15 protein-coding genes and 1 pseudogene are annotated in these 21,909 nt (G+C 60.9%); 12 read left to right on the top strand and 4 right to left on the bottom strand.

Annotation, left to right across the window (positions count from 1 at the left end; translation table 11 throughout):
• Positions 1–166 precede the first annotated feature (166 nt).
• Positions 167–523, top strand: a complete 357-nt coding sequence (locus tag LT42_RS05010; RefSeq protein WP_037010439.1) for a hypothetical protein — start codon at positions 167–169, stop codon at positions 521–523.
• Between the two features lie 147 nt (positions 524–670).
• Here the strand turns inward: LT42_RS05010 and LT42_RS05005 are convergent, their stop codons facing one another.
• The 4 genes from LT42_RS05005 to LT42_RS04990 form a co-directional block, all read right to left on the bottom strand.
• Complete coding sequence (locus LT42_RS05005) at positions 671–1,792, bottom strand: SMP-30/gluconolactonase/LRE family protein (RefSeq protein ID WP_037010436.1); 1,122 nt, start codon at positions 1,790–1,792, stop codon at positions 671–673.
• 363 nt (positions 1,793–2,155) lie between these two features.
• Complete coding sequence (locus LT42_RS05000) at positions 2,156–3,382, bottom strand: c-type cytochrome (protein WP_037010434.1); 1,227 nt, start codon at positions 3,380–3,382, stop codon at positions 2,156–2,158.
• Positions 3,379–5,142 (bottom strand): GMC family oxidoreductase, encoded by a 1,764-nt coding sequence (locus LT42_RS04995; RefSeq protein WP_037010431.1) that lies wholly within the window; start codon positions 5,140–5,142, stop codon positions 3,379–3,381. Before LT42_RS04995 ends, LT42_RS05000 begins: the two co-directional genes overlap by 4 nt.
• Before the next feature lie 6 nt (positions 5,143–5,148).
• Positions 5,149–5,895, bottom strand: a complete 747-nt coding sequence (locus LT42_RS04990; RefSeq protein WP_037010429.1) for a gluconate 2-dehydrogenase subunit 3 family protein — start codon at positions 5,893–5,895, stop codon at positions 5,149–5,151.
• 518 nt (positions 5,896–6,413) lie between these two features.
• Between LT42_RS04990 and mrdA the strand changes: the two genes are divergently transcribed.
• The 11 genes and pseudogenes from mrdA (at position 6,414) to LT42_RS26480 (ending at position 21,014) form a co-directional block, all read left to right on the top strand.
• Positions 6,414–8,348, top strand: a complete 1,935-nt coding sequence (gene mrdA, locus LT42_RS04985; RefSeq protein ID WP_052075091.1) for a penicillin-binding protein 2 — start codon at positions 6,414–6,416, stop codon at positions 8,346–8,348.
• A 287-nt stretch (positions 8,349–8,635) separates the two neighbouring features.
• The gene (gene poxB / locus LT42_RS04980; protein ID WP_037010427.1) at positions 8,636–10,357 is read left to right on the top strand and encodes a ubiquinone-dependent pyruvate dehydrogenase; all 1,722 of its coding nucleotides are present in this window, start codon (positions 8,636–8,638) and stop codon (positions 10,355–10,357) included.
• Between the two features lie 488 nt (positions 10,358–10,845).
• Entirely contained in the window at positions 10,846–11,697 is an 852-nt protein-coding gene (locus tag LT42_RS04975; RefSeq protein WP_037010425.1) for a MurR/RpiR family transcriptional regulator, read from the top strand.
• Between the two features lie 197 nt (positions 11,698–11,894).
• Entirely contained in the window at positions 11,895–12,449 is a 555-nt protein-coding gene (gene ddpX / locus LT42_RS04970) for a D-alanyl-D-alanine dipeptidase (protein ID WP_037010422.1), read from the top strand.
• Between the two features lie 298 nt (positions 12,450–12,747).
• On the top strand, positions 12,748–14,304 hold the full coding sequence (locus tag LT42_RS04965; protein ID WP_037010420.1) for an ABC transporter substrate-binding protein: 1,557 nt from the start codon (positions 12,748–12,750) through the stop codon (positions 14,302–14,304).
• A gap of 122 nt (positions 14,305–14,426) precedes the next feature.
• Positions 14,427–15,443: an ABC transporter permease gene (locus LT42_RS04960; protein WP_037010418.1), complete on the top strand. Its 1,017-nt coding sequence runs from the start codon at positions 14,427–14,429 to the stop codon at positions 15,441–15,443.
• Positions 15,444–16,343: a D,D-dipeptide ABC transporter permease gene (gene ddpC, locus LT42_RS04955; RefSeq protein ID WP_037010413.1), complete on the top strand. Its 900-nt coding sequence runs from the start codon at positions 15,444–15,446 to the stop codon at positions 16,341–16,343. It abuts the gene before it with no gap.
• A 2-nt stretch (positions 16,344–16,345) separates the two neighbouring features.
• Positions 16,346–17,380: an ABC transporter ATP-binding protein gene (locus LT42_RS04950; RefSeq protein WP_420806879.1), complete on the top strand. Its 1,035-nt coding sequence runs from the start codon at positions 16,346–16,348 to the stop codon at positions 17,378–17,380.
• Entirely contained in the window at positions 17,377–18,360 is a 984-nt protein-coding gene (locus tag LT42_RS04945) for an oligopeptide/dipeptide ABC transporter ATP-binding protein (protein WP_037010410.1), read from the top strand. The genes LT42_RS04950 and LT42_RS04945 overlap by 4 nt, the downstream gene beginning before the upstream one ends.
• 761 nt (positions 18,361–19,121) lie before the next feature.
• Positions 19,122–20,156, top strand: a pseudogene (locus LT42_RS26485) (HAMP domain-containing protein); the annotation flags it as partial.
• A gap of 93 nt (positions 20,157–20,249) precedes the next feature.
• Entirely contained in the window at positions 20,250–21,014 is a 765-nt protein-coding gene (locus LT42_RS26480) for a methyl-accepting chemotaxis protein (protein WP_420806895.1), read from the top strand.
• Positions 21,015–21,909 lie beyond the last annotated feature (895 nt).

The raw sequence follows: 21,909 nt of genomic DNA, 5'->3' as shown, positions 1-21,909 counted from the left end.
CTGGCCTTGAGTTGTTGCTGATTCGATGTGATAGCCGCCTAGGTCTCAGGTCTCGGTTCTGTTTAATCAAGGTCTGAGTATAGTGAAGGGAGCGGACCCCTTTATTCTATATTAGGATTCGTAACCCAATCGACATGTCTACCGTTAGAACGAGGGAGCACGACTCATGGGTCATGAATATAAGCTTGAATTTACAAGTGAAACGATGACTTGGTACGTTCTTGGTGTTTTGAAGCAAAGCGATTCGTGTGTCGCTGCAGACGAAGAATTCATCTATTTAAAGGACCAAGTCGTAAAAACCGAGGCTATTTATGATGTGCGGATGAGCCATGAGGGCCAGCGCTCACTGTGGCTCGAAGTGAATTTGAAGTCGCTGGCGCTATGCGATGTGGTGCGCGCTGCAATCGGTGAATGCCAATTTAGCTGTTTGGAAGATGGCGATGTTGATAATGAGGTAACTTTGAGCGAGGCGTTCTTGATCAGAAACATTGCGCAGCCGGAGCGTAATCGTTGGAGTCAGTGATGCGCTCATTTCGAAATGGTCCAGTGGAAAGAGTTTTCGGGCAGTCGTGCTATTTCCGATAACACATCAGTTCGACGATTCCGCCCGGACCTGAGTGTAGCGCTTCATGTGCGACGGCCGTTCGGCCGTCGCCCCAACTAAAAACCTCTACAACGCAAACGATGTCCCACGCGTATTCACAAACAGCGAGTAAATCGAATGGCTGCTTGCCATGAACAGCCGGTTGCCTTCACGTCCACCAAAGCACAAATTAGGGCAGCGCTCGGGCAATGAGATATGGCCGATGGCTTTGCCTTGCGGGTTGAACACGCGCACGCCGTCGAGTTTTTCCAGGTCGGCTTTCGGATCGCCGTTGCCACCCCAGCCACACCAGAGGTTGCCGGATTCGTCGCATTTCATGCCGTCGATGGCGGCGTAATCCAGGCCCTCGATGTGCTTGCGTCGTTCGCCGAGGGTGCCGTCCTCCTTGACCGCGATGGCCCAGACCAGACGGTTGGGCTTGGCGCGGCCTTCGACGACGTACAGGGTCTTCTCATCCGGTGAAAAACACAGGCCGTTGGGCCCGGCGAGGTCGTCAATGACCCGCGTGACCTTCTTGCTGTCGCCGTCAATGCGGTAAACCGCGTGGGGCTGGGATGGGGTGATTTTGTGGCCTTCGTAGTTGTTGCTGGTCTGGAAGGGCGGGTCGGTGAACCAGATCGAGCCGTCGCTTTTGCAGACAATGTCGTTGGGCGAGTTGAAGGGTTTGCCGTCGAAACTGTCGGCCAGCACGGTGATGGTGCCGTTGTATTCGGTGCGGGTGATGCGCCGGCCTTCGCTGGTGGTGGTCGAGCCTTCGCAGGCGATCAAACGGCCCTGTCGGTCTCGGCACAGGCCGTTGGAGAAGTTGGAATGCTCGCGGTACACGGAGAACGTGTCGGTAATCTCGTCCCAGCGCATGATGCGGTTGTTGGGGATGTCGCTGACCAGCAGATAGCGACCATCGCCCACCCAGACCGGCCCTTCGGCCCAACGCATGCCGGTGGCGAGTTTCTCCACGCTGGCGTTGAACACGCGCAACTCCAGGAAGCTGTCATCGAGTATATGAATCAGCGGGTCGGGGTAGCGCTGGCTGAGAGGTTCGGCGGCGTCGGCGAGGCGGGGGAGTGCGGCGCTGCCAACGGTGGCGAGCGTGGCGGAAACGGCGAGGGATTTTTTCAGGAAGCTGCGGCGGGTATTACCCTGGTTACGATCAAGGCTTTCGGGCAAGGCGGACAGGGATGAGTCCATGTTGCGATCTCCGTTGTTTTATTTTTTTACGGGGACGCTAGTAATACCTCGTGATAAGACATCGTACAAGTGAATGGTGGGTCGGGTATGTAGATCATTCACGAGGATTGGCTGCCAGCACGGGCCTCTTCCCGGCTAAAGCCGGTCCCACTGACAGCGGCGCTTGAGCCTGCACCACAGACAACGGCGCGTGAGCCGGTCCCACAAAAAAGTGTCGCGCTCCCGTAGGACCGGCTCTAGCTGGGGAGGTCTGTGCTCTGTCGTTAGGCAGATGCTAGTGATGTTCAATTTCCCCAGGCCGAAAAAAATGCCTGGCCCCATTTCTGCGGCCAGGCATTTTCTCAAGCATCAGCGAACCAACATCTACTTTGGCCGCAAGCCCTCACGCACATCCTTGACGTCCGACGCCGAGACCGCCGGGGCGGCATTGCCCCAGGTGTTGCGCACATACGTCAGCACGTCCGCGACATTCTCGTCCGACAGGTTCCAGCCAAACGCCGGCATGGCCGGAGCCGTCGGCGCAGCGTCGGTGGCACCGGCACGGCTTCCGGCCAGCACTACGCGAATCAGCGATGAAGGATCGTTGCTGTTTACCAGCGGCGCCATCGCCAGTTTCGGGAACAGGTTGGTCGCACCTTCGCCGTTCGGGGTATGGCAGGCCGAGCAGCGGTCGCCATAGATGGCCTTGCCCGCGACCATGGCCGCGTCAGTCTCCGCCAGCGGTTTGGCGGCCTCGACCGGCTTGGCGCCGTCCTTCAGGTACACCGCAACGGCGAGCAGGTCCTCGTCCTTCCAGTGCTGCGAAGAGTGCTCCACTTCCTCGGCCATCGGCCCGGACGCAATGTCAAAACGGTTTGCGCCGGTTTTCAGATAGCTGACGATGTCGGCTTCGCTCCACTCGCCGATGCCGTCATGGCCGTTGGAGGTGATGTTCGGCGCCACCCAGTTCTGCAGGTTCGCACCGCTGAGGAACTGATCGTTCTTGTCCCCACCGATGAGGTTCTTCGGCGTGTGGCACGTGCCGCAGTGGCCCAGGCCTTCGACCAGGTAAGCGCCGCGGTTCCACTGCTCGGACTTGTTCGGATCGGCCTTGAATTCGCCCTCCTTGAAGTTGATCAGGTTCCATGCGATGAGGCTGGTGCGCACGTTGAACGGGAACGGCAGCTGATTGGTCTCGACCTTGTTGTCCACCCGGTCGACGGTTTTGAGGTACGCAAAGATCGCCAGATTGTCCTCACGCCGCACCTTGGTGTAAGCGGTGAAGGGCATGGCGCCGTACAGACGCTTGCCGTCCAGGCCATGGCCTTTGGACATGGCGTTCTGGAAGTCCTCGAAGCTCCAGCGACCGATACCGGTGGCCGGGTCGGGGGTGATGTTTGCGCCCGCCAGTTTGCCGAACGGCGTGTCGAGGATGACCCCCCCGGAAAACAGCGGTTTGCCAGGGATGGTGTGGCACGCCGTACAGTCGCCGAGGGTGGTCAGGTAGCGACCCTTCTCGACGATGTTGTAGGAATCGGCGCCGGTTGCCCCATGAGCCAAAGACACAGACAGGCCGATAACGCCTGCGCAAGCGGTCAGAAGAGTCTTCATACGCTGATCATCTCCCCTGGACGCTTAAGGTAGCGCGTACGAATGGCGTCCGCTGCTTTGAATGCCAATGCCGCCACCGTACCGGTCGGGTTGTAGCCCGGGTTCTGCGGGAAGGCGGATGAGCCGACCACGAACAGATTGGGCACACCCCACACCTGCAGGTATTTGTTCACCGAACTGTTCTTCGGGTCAGCGCCCATGATGAAGCCGCCAACGATGTGCGAAGACTGATACGGCGCGCTGTTCCAGTGCCCTTGCTGGGAATTGGGCACCATCTGCCGCGGGTTCATGCTCTTGGCAATCTCGCCGACCTTGCCGGTGACGTACGCCGCCATCTTGCGGTCGTTCTCCGGGAAGTCGAAGGTGATACGCAGCAGCGGACGGCCCAGCGGATCCTTGTAGGTCGGGTCGAGCGACAGGTAGTTGGTGCGCGTCGCGTAACTGCTCGCTTCACAGCCGATGGACATGGTGCTGGCGTAGTTTTTGACCGTGGCTTTTTTCCATTCCGACCCCCACGCTGGGGTGCCGGGCGGGAGAGGGCGCGAGTCGATGGGCGCAGCGCCGATCGGGGTTACCCGGGTGCTGCCGCCGCCGACGAAACCCAGACCGGAGTGGTCGAAGTTGTCGTTGTTGAACTCGTCGATGCCCATGCCGATGGCACCGCCACCGATAAACGGGTTGAAGTTCTTGTCATCGAAGAACATGCGCACGCTGTTGGCGGTCTGGTACGCATAGTTGCGGCCCGTGGTGCCCGTGTTAGTCACCGGGTCGTACGGCTGGCCGACGCCGGACAGCAGCATCAGGCGCACGTTTTCAAAGATGAAGGCGCTGATCACCACCAGCTCTGCCGGCTGTTCCCATTCCTCGCCGTTCGAATCCATGTAGACGATGCCGGTGGCGCGCTTGCCACTGCTGTCCATGGTCACACGCAGGACTTCGCAATTGGTCATGGCGGTAAAGTTCGGCTTGCGCACCAGCACCGGCAGCACGGTGGTGATGGCGCTGGCCTTGGAGTAGTTGGCGCAACCGTAGTTGGTGCAGAAACCACAGAACGTGCATTCGCCCATCGCTACGCCCAGCGAGTTGACGTAAGGGCGTGACAGCAGCGCAGAAGGCACCGGGAACGGCTTGTAGCCCAGGTTCTTTGCGGCTTCGGCGAACAGCGTCGGCGCGTAGGTCTGCGCGGTCGGCGGGTTCGGGTATTCCTCGGAGCGCGGGCCCTCGAAGGTGTTGCCGCCTTCCTGGATCACGCCCTTGATGTTGCCGGCTTTACCGGAGATGCCCGCCAGGCGGTCGAACTTGGCGTAGAAAGGCTCCATCTCGTCCCAGTCGGTGCCCCAGTCCTGCAGGGTCAGTTCGGGCGACAGCTCCTTGCCATAACGCTCGGTCAGGTGGCTGTGCAGCCGGAACTCGTGTGGCTGGAACCGAAAGGTGATGCCGGCCCAGTGATTGCCCGCACCGCCTGTGCCGTTGCCGGGGTGAAACGAGCCCCAACTGCGCATGGGCAGTGCGGTCTCGTTGACGTTGTTGCGAATGGTGGTGGTGTTTTGCCGGGTCCTGACCATCAGGTCCTGACGGCGCGCGAAGCGCAGTTCGTCCGTCGCCGAGGCCAGGTTGAAATCAACGGCGGTGTCGCGCCATGGGCCGCGTTCGAAGCCGATGATGTTCAGGCCTTCGTCGGCCAGTTCATTGGCAATGATGGACCCGGCCCAGCCGAGCCCGACAACCACGACGTCCGTGGAAGGTAGTTTTTTGGCCATGTCGAATTAACCCTTCTTGTTCCAGGCGGAGCTGCCGATGATGGAGAGCGGCACCAGATTCAGCTTCTGGTTGTGCAGACCGATGTAGGGGCGGTAGTCGTAGCGCGCACCGGGGAAACCGATCATCTTCCACGACACCATGTCGCGGTTGCCGCCATACACCGGGTCGGCGAAGAAGCCTTCCATGGTGTTGCCCAGCACTTGCTGGAAGAACAATTTGCTGTCGATGCCGTCCAGCGCGATCTCGCCTTTTTCCACCCCGGTCAGGACCTTGTCCTGCTGCTCGGGGGCGAGGGCGGCAAAGCTTTTCTGGAACTGCTTCTGGCAATACGCTTCCAGGCCGGCCAGGCCCAGACGGTAGCGCTGGCGCGGCACCAGTTCCGACTGATCGCCCTGCATCGGTGTGCCCTGCACGAAAGGGCCTTGCATGTACAAGCGACTGAACGTGCCGTACTCGCCGGCCAGCTGGCGGTCGATGAACACGGCACAACCGGCGTCCTTGCCACTGACGCTGAGGTCGTCGGCAGGGATCAACCGGGCCACGATGGCTTCCACCGTCGCGGCCTCGGCGTCGGTGAAAAACTGCCAGCCGGGCGTGTCGTAGTGCATGGGGCCGTTATGGTCGAAGGGCACCCACTGTGGAACGCCAACGACGGTGGCCGCCTGAGCGGTCGCGGCGGCGCCAACTGCCAGGGTGGTGGCTGAAGACTTCAGCAGCTGGCGCCGGGTCAGTCCTTTGGGTTTCTCTGTCATTCTGGGCTCCTGCAAAACCGCGCCGCCACAGGCCATCGAGAATGGTCCGTGCCGGGGCTGTACTCTGCGTTCTTTATCACGGGTATTGCCGCGCATACGATGTGCACGGCAGGTGGCTCTTGGCAGGGTGTGACATTGGGTCTCTGGCAAGCCAGCGCACGAAAGGCGCACGCTAGGCAGGGAGGTGTCATAACCGCTCATCATCTTTTGATGCCGATATCCATGATAGATGTGTTACGACGTATTGCGGCGGCGGATTTGGTAAATGACTTTTACAGATCCCGTAACAGTGACGTTTTTCCGATAGTCAGTTTTGTGGGTCCCGGCGCTTTACGCTGCCACGCTGGGGTAGGCTCGCTTCGTCTTAACTTGGGGAATAGCGCCAACCTGACAGAATCTTCATAAAGCCGGCCCCGTTGCCGAGGCGACTTCTTGGTATCGTGCACGCCATTTGCGTCCCGCTTTCCCTTGCGGGTTGCTGTGTATGCCGTCCTTCTGTTCACCGAGTAGCTGCAGAAATGCCCGATCCAATACCCCTTAAAGACCACGAGAAGGAAACCCGGCTGGTCAATAAACGCTTGATCGCCTGTGCTGTTTTCGTGGCCATGCTCAGCGTCGCGCTGGTGTGCCGCATGTACTTCCTGCAAGTCACCGAATTCGCTTATCACTCGACCATTTCTGAAAACAACCGCGTTCACGTGTTGCCGATTCCGCCGGAGCGCGGGCTGATCTTCGACCGCAACGGGGTGATTCTCGCCGACAACCGTCCCAGCTTTAACCTCACCATGACCCGCGAGCGCGCCGGCGATTGGCATGCGGTGATCGACACGCTGATGCAGATTCTCAATCTGCCGGACGAGGATCGCATCATCTTCGACAAGGCCATGAAGAACTCGCCGCATCGGTTTGTGCCGGTGACCTTGCTCTATGAGCTGACCGAAGAGCAGATTGCCCTTTTGGCGGTCAACCAGTTCCGCCTTCCAGGGCTTGATGTCGAGGCGCAGTTCGTGCGTCATTACCCACTGGCCGAGCATTTTGCGCATTCGATTGGCTACGTTGGGCGTATCAATGAAAAAGAAGCGACCCAGCTTGATCAGGTCGAATACCGCGGCACTCAGTCGATCGGCAAGACCGGCGTCGAGCGTTTTTACGAGAGCGAACTGCACGGCCACGTCGGCTACGAAGAAGTCGAAACCAACGCTCAAGGGCGGGTGTTGCGGGTGCTCAAGCACACCGACCCGGTGGCCGGTAAAAACATCACGTTGAGTCTGGACATCAAGCTGCAGAAGGCCGCCGAAGAGGCGCTCGGTGACCGCCGCGGCTCGGTGGTAGCCATCGACCCGGCCACCGGTGAAGTGTTGGCAATGGTCAGCAAGCCCAGTTTCGACCCCAATTTGTTCGTGACCGGGATCAGCTTCAAGGAGTATTCGGCGCTGCGTGATTCGGTTGACCGGCCGCTGTTCAATCGCGTACTGCGCGGGTTGTACGCGCCCGGCTCGACGATCAAGCCAGAGGTGGCCATTGCCGGTCTGGACAGCGGCGTGGTGACGCCTTCAACGCGGGTGTTCGACCCGGGCTATTTCCAGTTGCCGGATTTCGATCACAAATATCGGAACTGGAACCACAGCGGCGACGGCTGGGTTGATTTGAACGCAGCGATCATGCGTTCCAACGACACTTATTTCTACGACCTGGCGCACAAGCTGGGCATCGACCGTCTGCACGATTACCTGACCATGTTCGGCATCGGCCAGAAGGTCTCGCTGGACATGTTCGAGGAGTCGGCAGGGCTGATGCCGTCCAAGGAATGGAAGCGCATCACCCGACGCCAGGCCTGGTTCCCGGGCGAAACGGTGATTCTCGGCATTGGCCAGGGCTACATGCAGGTCACGCCGCTGCAACTGGCCCAGGCGACCACCCTGATCGCGAGCAAGGGCATCTGGCACCGTCCGCACCTGGCCAGGGAAATAGGCGGGGTCTCGCCGGTAGACGAACACCCGATGCCGAACATCGTGTTGCGTGACCCCCACGAGTGGGATCAGGTCAATAACGGCATGCAGGCGGTGATGCACGACCCGCGCGGTATCGCACGCGCCGCTGCGCAAGGCGCGCAATACCGTATCGCCGGCAAGAGCGGTACCGCGCAGGTGGTGGCGATCAAGCAGGGCGAGCGCTATAACCGTGAGAAGACCCTGGAACGGCATCGCGACAACGCCTTGTTCGTCGGCTTTGCACCGGCCGCCAATCCGAAGATCGTGGTTTCGGTAATGATCGAAAACGGCGAGGCGGGCGGTCGCGTGGCCGGGCCGGTGGTGCGAGAGATTCTCGACGCCTGGCTGCTCGATCAGGACGGTCACCTGAAACAGCAGTACGCCACGCCTGCCGCCACCCCGGTCAACCCGAAAGTGCAGATCGCCGCCCCGAGCAAAACCGTGGTGCAGCCGCCGGTGTGAGATTGAAAAGCCCCAATGCTCGCTTCCCGAACGACGCTGGTCTAACACATGGCGCACGAACCTGTAGGAGCCGGCTTGCTGGCGAACCCGATCTGTCAGTTACGCAAAAGCTGACTGACACAACGCGTTCGCCAGCAAGCCGACTATCTACGGATTCCAGCGCGCTCAAAAATGGCGCCCACCCACACGCACTGAACTGTGTCAGGCGCAGCGGGTCGATTTGAGACCACGCGCACGGTCTATCCAAGGCCTCGCGCGCTCATTCGACTCGACAAGGAATTTGCCCCATGTCCAGCAGAACCATCGCCGATTACCTCGCCCAAACCCTCGCTGCTGCCGGGGTCTCGAAGATTTGGGGCGTCAGCGGCGACAGCCTGAACGGGCTGACCGACAGCCTGCAGCGCCTGGGCAAGATCCAGTGGATGCACACCCGTCACGAAGAGGTCGCAGCGTTCGCGGCCGGCGCCGAGGCGGCGTCCACCGGCAAACTGGCGGTGTGCGCAGGCAGCTGTGGTCCGGGCAATCTGCATTTGATCAACGGCCTGTATGACTGCCACCGCAGCGGTGTGCCGGTGCTCGCCATTGCTGCGCAGATTCCCTCTTCCGAAATCGGCCTGAATTACTTTCAGGAAACCCATCCCACCGACCTGTTCAAAGAGTGCAGCCACTTCGTCGAAACGGTCAGCACCCCGGAGCAGTTTCCGCGCGTGCTGGAGCGGGCGATGCGTGCAGCGATCAGCCAACGCGGCGTGGCAGTGATTGTGATCTCCGGCGACTTCGCCCTGAGCGCGGTACCAGACATCAAGCCGCAATGGGTCGATCATGCACCTGCGCGGGTGATCCCGGCAGAAGCCGACCTGCAGCGGCTGGTTGACCTGCTTGACGGCTCCAAGGCAGTGACGATTCTCGCGGGCGCCGGGTGTGCCGACGCCCACGACCAAGTGGTAGCGCTGGCCGAAAAACTCTCCGCGCCAGTCGTCCACGCGCTGCGCGGCAAGCAGTACATCGAATACGCCAACCCCTTCGACGTCGGCATGACCGGCCTCATCGGCTTCAGCTCCGGCTACCACGCCATGATGGCCTGCGACACGCTGGTCATCCTGGGCAGCAGCTTCCCGTATCGTAATTTCTACCCTGATAAAGCCAAGGTCATTCAGATCGACATCGACCCCACGGCAATCGGCCGCCGTGTGCCCGTGGCGCTGGGTCTGGCTGGCGGCATTGCCGAGACCCTCGATGCGGTGCTCCCGCGTCTGAAAGAACACACCGACCGCAAGTTCCTCGACAAAGCGCTGGACCACTACGCCAAATCGCGCGAAGAACTGGACGAACTGGCCACGCCATCAGGCCACGGCGAGCCGATCCATCCGCAATACCTGACCCGCCTGGTGGACGCCTACGCCGACCCGGACGCGATCTTTACCGTCGATGTCGGCACACCGACATTGTGGGCGGCGCGTTACCTGACCATGAACGGCAAGCGCTCGCTGTTGGGCTCGTTCAACCACGGCTCCATGGCCAATGCCATGCCTCAGGCGCTCGGTGCAAAGGCGGCGTTCCCGCAGCGACAGGTGGTGGCGCTGTGCGGCGATGGCGGGTTGTCGATGCTGATGGGCGATCTGCTGTCGATCCGCCAGTTGAACCTGCCGGTCAAGCTGGTGGTGTTCAACAACAGCTCGCTGGGCTTCGTGGCGATGGAGATGCAGGCGGGCGGCTATGTGCCGCATGACACCGACTTCGATCGCACCAATTTCGCCAACATCGCCATCGGTGCAGGGATTCTGGGCATTCGTGTTGAAGACTCGGCAGACCTACCGAACGCGCTGAAGAAAGCGTTTGAACATCCGGGGCCTGTGGTAGTGGACGTTGTGACAGCGAAACAGGAATTGGGCATGCCGCCGAAGATCAAGCTGGCCCAGGCGAAGGGCTTCAGCCTGTTTATGCTCAAGGCTGTGATGAACGGCAAGGCCGACATGGTGCTGGAGTTGGCAAAAACCAACCTGCGCTGATTTCACGGGGGCCCGCGTTCCCATGTGGGACAGGCTTTAGCCGGGAAGGGTAGCTTGGTGACACCTAAAGATTCGGGGTGTTCACACGGGCCTCTTCCCGGCTGAAGCCGATCCCACTAATACACCGCATCGCCACGTGGATCCCACTAATGAACCGGATCTCCATGCGATTCCCACCAATGGATCGCGTGTCCTTGTGGGGCCCGCTAATGGATCGCATCTCCTTGTGGGACCGGCTTTAGCCGGGAAGAGGCCAGCCTTGGCACCCCAATTATCACCCTGCCACGTCCCCATTTTTGCCCCCTAATCGCGCATTTCTCCTAACCCTCGCACCACCCTGATTCACCAAAATCCCTTACTTGAAATCTTTGGAAAAAACCGTTGTAAGGGCGAGAATTGCGATGTTATGTTGCTAACATCCTGTCGCAGAATGACCGCCGGATAACATTTCCGACGCCTGCGCGCCACGCTTCAGAAGCGGAACACCCATGCAGAAAACCCCTTTTCTCGATGCGCTGGAGCAACGCTTCAGTGACCTGACGCCTACTGGCAAGCGCATCGCAGGCTATCTGCTGGCCAATCCACAGAAGCTGCCTTTCGAAACGGCCGACAGCATCGCCCAGCAGACCGGAACCACCGGAATTTCGGTGGGGCGATTTCTGCGCTCCCTGGGCTACCGCAACCTCGACGACGTCAAACAGAGCCTGCGGGGTGACAGCGCAAGCCCCTGGGTCATCACTGACCGGCTGGGTGCCTTTCGCGAAGAAAACACCCAGGGCGATGCGCTGGAGCGGTCGATGAACCGCGAGCTTGAGGCCATTCAGCGGGTCTACGCGCTGGCCCGAGGCGAAACCTTCGCCCGCATCGTGGACCGTCTTTACAGCGCCGAGGCTGTGTTCATCGTTGGCATTCAGACCACACGCGGCATTCTCAACGCCTTTTTCAGCCACCTGGAATACATCCGGCCCAAGGTGTACTACGTCGATGGCCTGTCCGGCACTTATGCCGAGTCCCTCAATTCGCAGTTTCAAGACCCCTATGCCGTGATCGCCGACTTCCGCACGTATTCAGCCGTGACGCGTACGTTTTGCGAGGTCGCTCAGCAGCAGGATCTGGGGCTGGCTTTCATCACCGACTTCCATTGCCCGTGGGCCCGTGATTACCCGAGCGACTTGTTGCAGCTGAACTCCGACGTGGGCCAGTTCTGGGATTCCCTTGCGCCTTTGACCTGCCTGTTCAACCTGATGGTGTCGGCGGTGGCGGAGAAATTTGGCGAGCGTCTGGATCAGCGCCTGGCGAAGAACCGTGAGCTGCAGCAGGTGTTTGGCCAGTTTGAGTAAGCAGGATTGCCCGGTTGAAGCCGGTTTTCAAAAGCGCAACAGCTTCCCGGCTGAAGCCGGTCCCACAGGGCTAAAACCGGAGCTACGTGCGGTCGGTGCCGCGCAATGATTTGGACCAGGAGTGGGACCGGCTTTAGCCGGGAAGCTTCATCCACAAGGCAACACTGAATCAACACGCAGATCTGGAGAGTCGTTACGTGAACAGCCCCCTCGTCGAAGTCGACGCCGATGCGCTTGAGGTCGAGATCGACCTGATTTATGCCGGTGCCGACAACCTCGCCGGCAAGCAGATTTACCAGGACCCGCGTTGCCTGCTGCACCGCGACGCCGAGCTTTGCCTACGCAAGGCCAGCACCCTGGCGCGCCAGGCCGGTTTGCGTCTGCGCCTCTTCGATGCCTATCGCCCAGCGTACGCGCAATATTTGCTCTGGCAGGCGCTGCCCAATCCCGAGTATGTGCGCGACCCCAGCCTGGGCTCTCATCACACGCGTGGCGTCGCCGTCGACCTGACCCTGATCGATGCCAGCGGCAAGGCCCTGGACATGGGCACCGGCTTCGATGACATGCGCGAGCATTCCCATCAGTTCTTCGCCGACCTGCCCGCCGAGGTACAACGCAATCGCCTGCTGTTGCTGGGCATCATGCTGGCGGCGGGCTTCACTTACATCGACAGCGAGTGGTGGCACTACGAGCTGCCCGAGGCAGACGCCTACCCGCTGATTGATGACGGGTCAGTGGGGCCGGCGGGCTGAGATTGGCAAGGGACAAGGGACAAGCGGCAAGCAGCAAGTAGCAAACAGCAAACAGCAAGCGGTAAGCAGCAAGCGGCAAGCGGCAAGCAGCAAAAGGGAGAGTAGAGCAGCACACCGCACAAACCTGACACACACGACCGGGACGACCATGAATCCCGGCTGAATCTGGCGACACCTCAACTTGCATGAGCAAGGTGCGCCATTTCGCAGGCCTCAGGCCTGTGAGCTTTAACTGCCCGGTATAGCTTCAATAACAAACCTGACGAACTTCCATACATCGAATGATCAAGGAACCGGCATGAAATCAATCGTTACTCCACGCACGCTGGCGATGGCAGTCCTCTGCACCGCCATGGGCCTCGGCGCCTGGCAGTCGGCCAGCGCAGCCGTCCCCCAGGACACCCTGATGATCGGCAAACCGTCCGATCCGCAAACCCTCGACCCGGCCGTGACCATCGACAACAACGACTGGACCGTGACCTACCCGGCCTACCAGCGGCTGGTCACCTACAAAGTCGAAAACGGCAAAGGCAGCACGGAAGTGGCGGGGGAGCTGGCCAGCAGCTGGACCACCTCGGCGGACAACCTGACCTGGGAGTTCAAGCTCAAGCCGGGCAACAAGTTCGATGATGGTGCCGAGGTCAACGCCGACGCCGTGAAATTCTCGTTTGACCGGGTAATGAAGCTCAAGCAGGGGCCCTCTGGCGCCTTCCCGGATGACATGACGATTTCGGTGGTCGATCCGCTCACCGTGCGCTTCACCTTGAAAGCACCCTATGCGCCGTTCCTCTCGACGCTGGCCCACAACGGCGCGGCGATCATCAATCCCGACGTGGCCAAGAAACCCGAAGGCGCGGAAGCCTGGCTGTCGAACCACACCGCAGGTTCCGGCGCATTCAAACTGGTCAACTGGCAGAAGGGCCAGACCCTGACCATGGAGCAAAACAGCTATTACGCTGGCCCCAAACCGACGCTGAAAAAGGTCGTGGTGAAGATCATCGGTGAGGCCTCGGTGCGCCGCTTGCAGCTCGAACACGGTGACCTGGACATCATTGAGGACATGCCCGAAGACCAGCTAGAAGCGCTGGCGAAAAAATCCGGCATCGTTGTGGGTGACTATCCATCACTGCGCGTGACGCTGCTGTACCTCAATACGCAAAAAGCGCCGATGAACAACCCGGACGCGCGGCGTGCCATTGTCGAGTCGCTGGACTACGACGGCATCATCAACGGCATTCTCAAAGGCAAAGCCAAGCCGTTGAACGGCCCGATTCCACAAGGCATGTGGGCGTACGACGAGAAACAGCCGGCCTTCAAGCAAGACATGAACAAGGCTAAAGCCGACCTGGCGAAAGTTTCGCCGAAGGTCAGCAACCTGACGTTCATGTATTCCGACAAAGACCCGAACTGGGAGCCGATAGGCCTGACCCTGCAAGCGGGACTGCAGCCTCTGGGCGTCAACCTGAAGCTGGAAAAGCTCGCCAACGCGAGCATGCGTGAGCGCCTGGGCAGCGGCGACTTCGACATCGCCATCGGCTCGTGGAGCCCGGACTTCGCCGACCCCTACATGTTCATGAACTTCTTCTTCGACTCCAAGCTGAAGGGGCTGGCGGGCAACCGCTCGTTCTATGACAACCCGGCGGTGGACTCGCTGATCCGCGAATCGGCCACCACCAACGACATGGGCAAACGCATCGAGCTCTACCAGCAGGCGCAGAAGATCGTGCTCAACGACAGCGTCTACGCCTACCTGTATCAGAAGGCCTACACCTTGCCGATGAGCGAGAAGGTCAAGGGCTACGTGTTCAACCCGATGCTGGAGCAAGTGTTCAACGTCGGCACGATCACCAAGTAAGCGTTTCACCGGTAAGTCGCTGTCGCATCGCATGGCTCCGTCGCTCTGGCGGCCCATGCGGTGCAACGCTGTGTCCGCGAGCTGTTTCGCGTTATTGATCGACTGCGTGACCGAGGTGCCTGATGGCCTTCCTGAATATGCTGCGTAAACGCCTCGGCGGCCTTCTGCTGGTCGTGTTCGGCGTTTCCCTGATTACCTTTTCGATTTCCCACCTGATCCCGGGCGACCCGGCGCGGCTGATCGCGGGCGACCGTGCCACCGACGCAATCGTCGAAAACATCCGCCATCAACTGGGATTGGATTTGCCGCTGTATCAACAGTACGGCCGCTACATGATGGACCTGCTTCAAGGCGATCTGGGCACGTCCATTCGCACCCATCGTCCCGTGCTTGAAGACCTGCAAACATTCTTCCCGGCCACGCTGGAGCTGGCCCTCGTCGCGCTGACCCTGTCGATCCTGGTGGGCGTGCCATTGGGCGTGCTGTCGGCGGTGTATCACAACCGTTTCATCGACCAAGTGGCGCGAACCCTGGCAGTGACGGGGATTTCTACCCCGGCATTCTGGCTCGGGCTGGGCCTGATCGTGCTGTTCTACGGCCATTTGAACTGGTTGCCGGGCAGCGGTCGCCTTGACGAGGGGCTGGAGCCGCCGCGGACCGTCACCGGTTTCTACCTGATCGACACGCTGCTGGCCGGCGACACGGCGCTGTTCTTCAACGCATTGCAGCATCTGATCCTGCCGGCCATCACCCTGGGCTTCGTCAACCTGGGGGTGGTTGCGCGGCAGATCCGCTCGGCGATGCTCGATCAGCTGGGCGAAGACTACATCCGTACCGCGCGGGCCTACGGGCTGTCGAAGTGGGCGGTAATCCTGCGCCACGCATTGCCCAACGCGCTGATTCCCTCGGTGACAGTGCTGGGCCTGACCCTGGGCGATCTGCTCTACGGCGCGGTGCTCACCGAAACCGTGTTTGCCTGGCCGGGCATGGGCGCTTACGTGGTCAAGTCGATCCAGTCACTGGATTTCCCCGCCGTGATGGGTTTCGCGATCATGGTGTCCTTCATTTATGTGCTGCTGAACATGGCGATCGATCTGCTGTACCGCCTGATCGACCCGCGCATTGGCGAGGTCAACTGAATGTCCACTCCGATCACCGCGCCCTCCGTGGCGCCACTGCCGGCGGCATCGCGCTGGCAAGACACGTTTGCTTACCTGGCGCATCAGGTGCGCCGTAGTCCGCTGACCATGGCGGGTTTGCTGATCACAATGATGGTGCTGTTGGTGATGGTGTTCGCGCCCTGGCTCGCGTCCCATGACCCCAACGCCCTGAACCTCAGCCAACGCCTGGCTGCGCCGTCCGCCGCCCACTGGTTTGGCACCGATGAAGTGGGCCGCGATTTGTTCAGCCGCGTGCTGTACGGCAGCCGGCAATCCGTTGGCGTCGGGCTGTTTGTGGCCTTCGCATCGTGTCTGGCCGGGGGGTTGCTCGGCTGCCTGTCGGGGATCATTGGCGGACGTTTCGACGGTCTGATCATGCGCCTGATGGACATCATGCTGTCGGTGCCGTCCCTGGTGCTGATCATGGCCCTGGCCGCTGCGCTCGGCCCGAGCCTGTTCAACGCCATGCTCGCCATCACGCTGGTGCGGATTCCGTTCTACGTGCGGCTGGCCCGGGGGCAGGCCCTGAGTATCCGCCAGATGGGTTACGTCAAAGCCGCCGAGACCTTCGGTGCCGGGCGCTGGCACATGGTCAGCTGGCACGTCGCGCGTAACGCGATGCCGCCGTTGCTGGTGCAGCTGAGCCTGGACATCGGCAGCGCCATCCTCATGGCGTCGGCGCTGGGTTTCATCGGCCTTGGCGCGCAACAGCCGACTGCGGAGTGGGGCGCGATGGTCGCCACGGGTCGTAACTACATCCTCGACCAGTGGTGGTACTCGACCTTTCCCGGCGTGGCGATTCTGATCACCGCCACCGGCTTCAACCTTTTGGGCGACGGCGTGCGTGATCTGCTCGACCCACGGCAACAGGGGAAATGACCATGACCGCTACTGCTCAACAGCCCCTTGCCGGGGCTGCACCGGTGCTGGTCATTGATGACCTGCGCATTGAATTCCCGGCCTACAAGAGCACCGTCAAGGCGCTTAATGGGGTGTCGCTGCACGTCGATCCCGGTGAGATCGTCGGTGTTATCGGCGAGTCCGGCTCTGGCAAGTCGGTCACCGCGATGCTCAGCCTGCGCCTGCTGCCGGAGCGATCTTACGAGGTGAAAAGCGGCAGGTTGAGCATCCTTGGCCGCGACATGCTGACCGCCAAAGAGAAGGACCTGCTGAGTGTGCGCGGCCGTGACGCGGCGATGATCTTTCAGGAACCCATGACCGCGCTCAACCCGACCCGCCGGATCGGCCGGCAGATGCTCGACGTGATCATTCACCACCAGCGCCTGAGCAAGGCCGAAGCCAAGGCCAAAGCCATCGCTTTGCTGCGCGACATGCACATCGCCGACCCCGAGCAGGTGATGAACAGCTATCCCTTCGAGCTGTCCGGCGGCATGCGCCAGCGGGTAATGATCGCCCTGGCGTTCTCCTGCGATCCGCAGTTGTTGATTGCCGACGAACCCACCACGGCGCTCGACGTGACCGTGCAACGACAAGTCCTGCTGTTGCTGCGCGAGAAAGCGCGGGCACGCGGTACGGCGATCTTGCTGATCACCCATGACATGGCGCTGGTGTCGCAGTTCTGCGACCGCGTCTACGTGATGTACACCGGCGCGGTGGTGGAGCAGGGCGTCACGGCGCAGGTCATGGCCGACCCTCAACACCCTTACACCCGAGGGCTGCTCAGTGGTTTGCCGGAGCAGGTCGAGCCAGGGCAGGATCTGATGACCATCCCCGGTCAGGTGCCCAATCTGTCGGCGTTGCCGGACGGCTGTACGTTCCGTGATCGCTGCGCCTTCGCCATGCCCAAATGCGTGGAGCGTCCGCCGATGCATACCCTCAATGTTATTGCGGACCGCAAGAGCGCCTGCTGGCTGAGCGTTCCCCATCCCGTCACCGTACAGGAGTCGCGGACATGAACCGCTCGGCCCTCAAACCCTTGCCGGACCAAAGCCCGGCCATCCTCGCCCTGCACGACGTGCGCGTGCATTACCCGATGGGCAAAGACTGGCTCGGTCGTCCCAAGGCCTTTGCCCATGCCCTTAACGGCATTGATCTGCAGGTCCGCGCCGGTGAAACCCTGGGCGTGGTCGGTGAATCCGGCTGCGGTAAAAGCACGCTGGCGCAATTGCTGATGGGGCTGATCAAGCCGACGGAGGGCCGGCTGGCCTGGGTTTACAGCACCGAGCAAGAGCGCAGCAGCAACGTACAGATCGTCTTTCAGGACCCGCAGTCGTCCCTCGACCCTCGATTGCCAGTATGGAAAATCATCACTGAACCGCTGTTCGTGCAGCGGTCCGCGCCGCGCCAGGCGATGCGTGCCATCGCTGCGAAAGTGGCGTCTCAGGTGGGCATTCGTACCGAGTACCTGGAGCGCTTTCCCCATCAGTTTTCCGGTGGGCAGCGTCAGCGCATTGCAATTGCCCGTGCGCTGTCTTCGGACCCGGACATCATCGTCCTTGATGAGCCGACGTCGGCGCTGGATATTTCGGTGCAGGCGCAGATCCTCAACCTGCTGGCCGAACTGCAACGCAGCCGCGACCTTACTTACATCCTGATCTCCCACAACGTTTCGGTGGTGCGTCACATGGCCGACCGGGTGGCGGTGATGTACCTGGGGCAGATCGTCGAGCTGGGCACCGCCGCCGAGGTACTGGAGCGGCCGCGGCATCCGTACACGCAACTGCTGCTGGAGGCGGTGCCGCGTCTGGGCGTGGCGGTGGACGAGGCGCAGGCCTCGGCGCCCACGGAGCTGCCGGGCAACCGCACGCTGCCGACCGGGTGCTTCTTTCGCGACCGTTGCCCCAGAGCCACCGCCGGCTGCGAACAGCCTCAGGCGCTGCTTCCCGTCAGAGGCGCAGCAGAAGGCGAGCGGGTGCGCTGTCATCTGGCGTCGTAAGGGAGGGCTTTCATCAGACCCGCAGGAGTGCGGCTGCTCGCGAATGTGGTGTGCCAGTCAGTGCCTCATTGCCTGGACAAATGCCTTCGCGGGCAAGCGCGCTCCTACAGTGCCGGTCAGTCATGCGCTGACATGATCGTTCCCACGCTCCGCGTGGGAATGCAGACCCTGACGCTCTGCGTCGCATGGATATTCATCGCCCGGGCTGCCATCACACCTGTAGGAGCGCGCTTGCCCGCGAATGCGTGATGTCAGTCAGCGCATCAGTGCCTGATGAAATGCCTTGGCGGGCGAGCGCTCCTACGATCCCGGGCAGTCAGGCGATGACATATTGACTGGGGTGACGCGTTCGCCAGCAAGCCGGCTCCTACAGAGCGGGTACGCCTTTCAATTGCCTGATCGTTCCCACGCTCCGCGTGGGAATGCAGACCCTGACGCTCTGCGTCACATGGACATGCAAAAATCATCTCCAATTAACTCCTAAAAATTAGCGATTGTTAATTAAGCCTTATATAAGCAATGGTCTTTATTGGATCCACTCATTGAACTAACGCTGTGCGTTTGAATGGAAGTTGACTGGGATCTCCCTCAATTAACCGCCCCCAAACTTTCATCTATAACTGCCCTAAATTCCGCACCGTCGCGGCCGAAACAGCTTTCATGCCGTGCCTATTTTTCCCCTGCAGACCGAGTGCAGGGGGCAGCGCACCTGTCGGCACCGCATTCGCGTCGCTGTCATCTCCGGTTATGGAAACACTCATATGATCAAACGTCTGGGTTTCAGCAGAAAGATCCTGCTGGCCGCTGCACTGATAGTGGTAGTTGCCTTTTCATGTTTCATCCTGGTGAACGATTATCGCCAACGTGAAACCCTGAAAAACAACGTCGCTTCCGAACTTCAACAGTTGGGCAGTCTGACCACGCAAAACATTCAAACCTGGCTCGACAGCCGCACTCAGTTGCTCAACTCCATGGCCCAGCAAATCGCTGTTGACGGCCCGGCGGCGAGCAGCCTGCAGCGCGTCATCGGGCTGCCGGTCTACCCGGACAACTTCCAGCTGAGTTATTTCGGCGGCAAGGACGGTGTGATGTTCTCCGTGCCCGCCGGCAATCGCGCGGCCGACTACGACCCGCGTGCCCGTGGCTGGTACAAGGCGGCCGATGCGGCGCAGGGCATCATCGTCACCGAGCCTTACATTGCCGCATCGTCGGGCAAACTGGTCGTGACCCTGGCCACACCGGTGCGCCAGCAGGGCCAGATGATCGGCGTGGCCGGCGCGGACATTTCCCTGGACGCCATCAGCAAGACCATCAACTCGCTGAACTTCGGTGGCCACGGCTACGCGTACATCGTCAGCGCCGACGGCAAGATTCTCATTCACCCGGACAGCAAGCTGTTGCTCAAAAACGTCAGCGAAGCCTATCCAAACGGCGCGCCGAGCATCGCTCCCGGGGTTGCGGAAATCGAGTCCGGCGGCAAGGCGCAGATCATCTCGCTCACCAAGGTCGAAGGCCTGTCTTCGGCGAACTGGTACGTGGCGCTGGTGCTCGACCGTGACGCGGCCTATTCGATGCTCAGCGAGTTTCGGTCCTCGGCGATCTTCGCCATGGTCATCGCCGTGGCAATCATCATGCTGGCGCTGGGGCTGTTGATCCGCGTGCTGATGCAGCCGTTGCACCAGATGAGCCGCGCGATGCAGGACATTGCCGACGGTGAGGGCGACCTGACCAAGCGTTTGGCCATTGTTTCGCAGGACGAATTCGGCGCACTGGCGCAGTCCTTCAACCGCTTCGTCGAGCGCATCCACGGCTCGATTCGCGAAGTGGCCTCGACGGCAGGGCAGTTGGGCGAGGTGGCCGCTCGTGTGGTGGGCGCATCCAACTCGTCGATGGGCAATTCGGATCAGCAAACCAGCCGCACCAGCAGCGTGGCTGCCGCGATCAACCAGCTCGGCGCTGCCGCCCAGGAAATCGCCCAGAACGCCGCGCTGGCGTCGCAGCACTCCAGCGAAGCCACGCAACTGGCCAGCGAAGGCCAGGGCGTTGTCAGCCAGACGATCAAGGCAATGAATCAGCTGTCCGAGAAGATCAGCGAGTCGTGCGCCAACATTGAAACGCTGAATAACAAGACGGCCAATATCGGGCAGATTTTGGAAGTCATCACCGGTATCTCGCAGCAGACCAATTTGCTGGCGCTTAACGCGGCCATCGAAGCGGCGCGGGCAGGGGAGGCGGGTCGTGGGTTTGCGGTGGTCGCCGATGAGGTGAGAAACCTGGCGCACCGTACGCAGGATTCGGCGCAGCAGGTGCAGGGCATGATCGAGGAGTTGCAGGTCGGCGCGCGCGACGCGGTGATCAATATGACCGAGAGCCAGCGCCAGAGTGAGAGCAGTGTGGTGATTGCCAATCAGGCCGGGGAGCGCTTGAACAGCGTGACGCGTCGGATCAGCGAGATTGATGGCATGAACCAGTCGGTGGCGACGGCGACCGAGGAGCAGACGGCGGTGGTGGAGTCGATCAATGTCGACATTACGGAGATCAATACGCTTAATCAGGAGGGTGTCGATAACCTGAAGTCCACGTTGGATGCGTGTGCTCATCTGGAGCATCAGACTGCGCGGTTGCAGCATTTGGTGGGGACGTTTCGGATCTAGATCGCATATCAGGATCAGGATCAGGATCAAGATCCTTAAGATCAAAAGCGCCTGCCTGGGGGCAGGCTGTTTCGCCTTCGGCGAGTTACTTGGAAAAGCACCCCAAGTAACCAAGGGTGCTTGCTCCTGGTTAGGTTCCTCCTTCGTCGGAATACCCTCACTCCGACGACACTCTGTGGGCCCGCGCCGAACGGACATCCATGTCCTGACGGCGCTCTCGCCGCATCCATGCGGCTCGGCCCACTGCGCGTCGTCTGCGTTCGGCCTGCACCCAAGTCGCGATTGGGGGTGTTTGGGCTTTTTGCGTATGAAGATCAAAAGCGAATCAAAAGCAGAGCAACAGCTTCCCGGCTGAAGCCGGTCCCACCAACCCAGGCACGGCGCGAAACTGTAGGAGCCGCTGCCAGGCATCTGATCGTGCCCACGCTCTGCGTGGGTATGCATCCCGGGACGCTCTGCGTCCATCGCAAGCTGAACCCGGCCCTCTTGGACGAAACGCATTCCACAGTGGGACCGGCTTCAGCCGGGAAGAGGCCAGTTTCTACACGCTCACTTCTGCGGTGTGACACCGGACGCTTTCCCGGCTAAAGCCGGTCCCACCAACGCAGGCACGACGCGAAACACGCTGAATTCTGCGGTGTGACACCGGGCGCTTTCCCGGCTAAAGCCGGTCCCACCAATGCAGGCACGTCGCGAAACACGCTCGATTTTGCGGTGTGACACCGGACGCTTTCCCGGCTAAAGCCAGCCCCACCAACCCAGACACGACGCGAAAACTGTAGGAGCCGGCTTGCTGGCGAACCGGTGTCAGCAGCCGACACTTTCGGTTCTGGCCCTCCGCGTTCGCCAGCAAGTCGGCTTCTGCAGAACCGCTGCCAGGCATCTGTTCTGCCGT

The organism is Pseudomonas lutea (assembly GCF_000759445.1).
Lineage (GTDB): Bacteria > Pseudomonadota > Gammaproteobacteria > Pseudomonadales > Pseudomonadaceae > Aquipseudomonas > Aquipseudomonas lutea.
The sequence above is the reverse complement of the archived record's forward strand: the minus strand, read 5'-3'. Positions and strand labels throughout refer to the sequence as shown.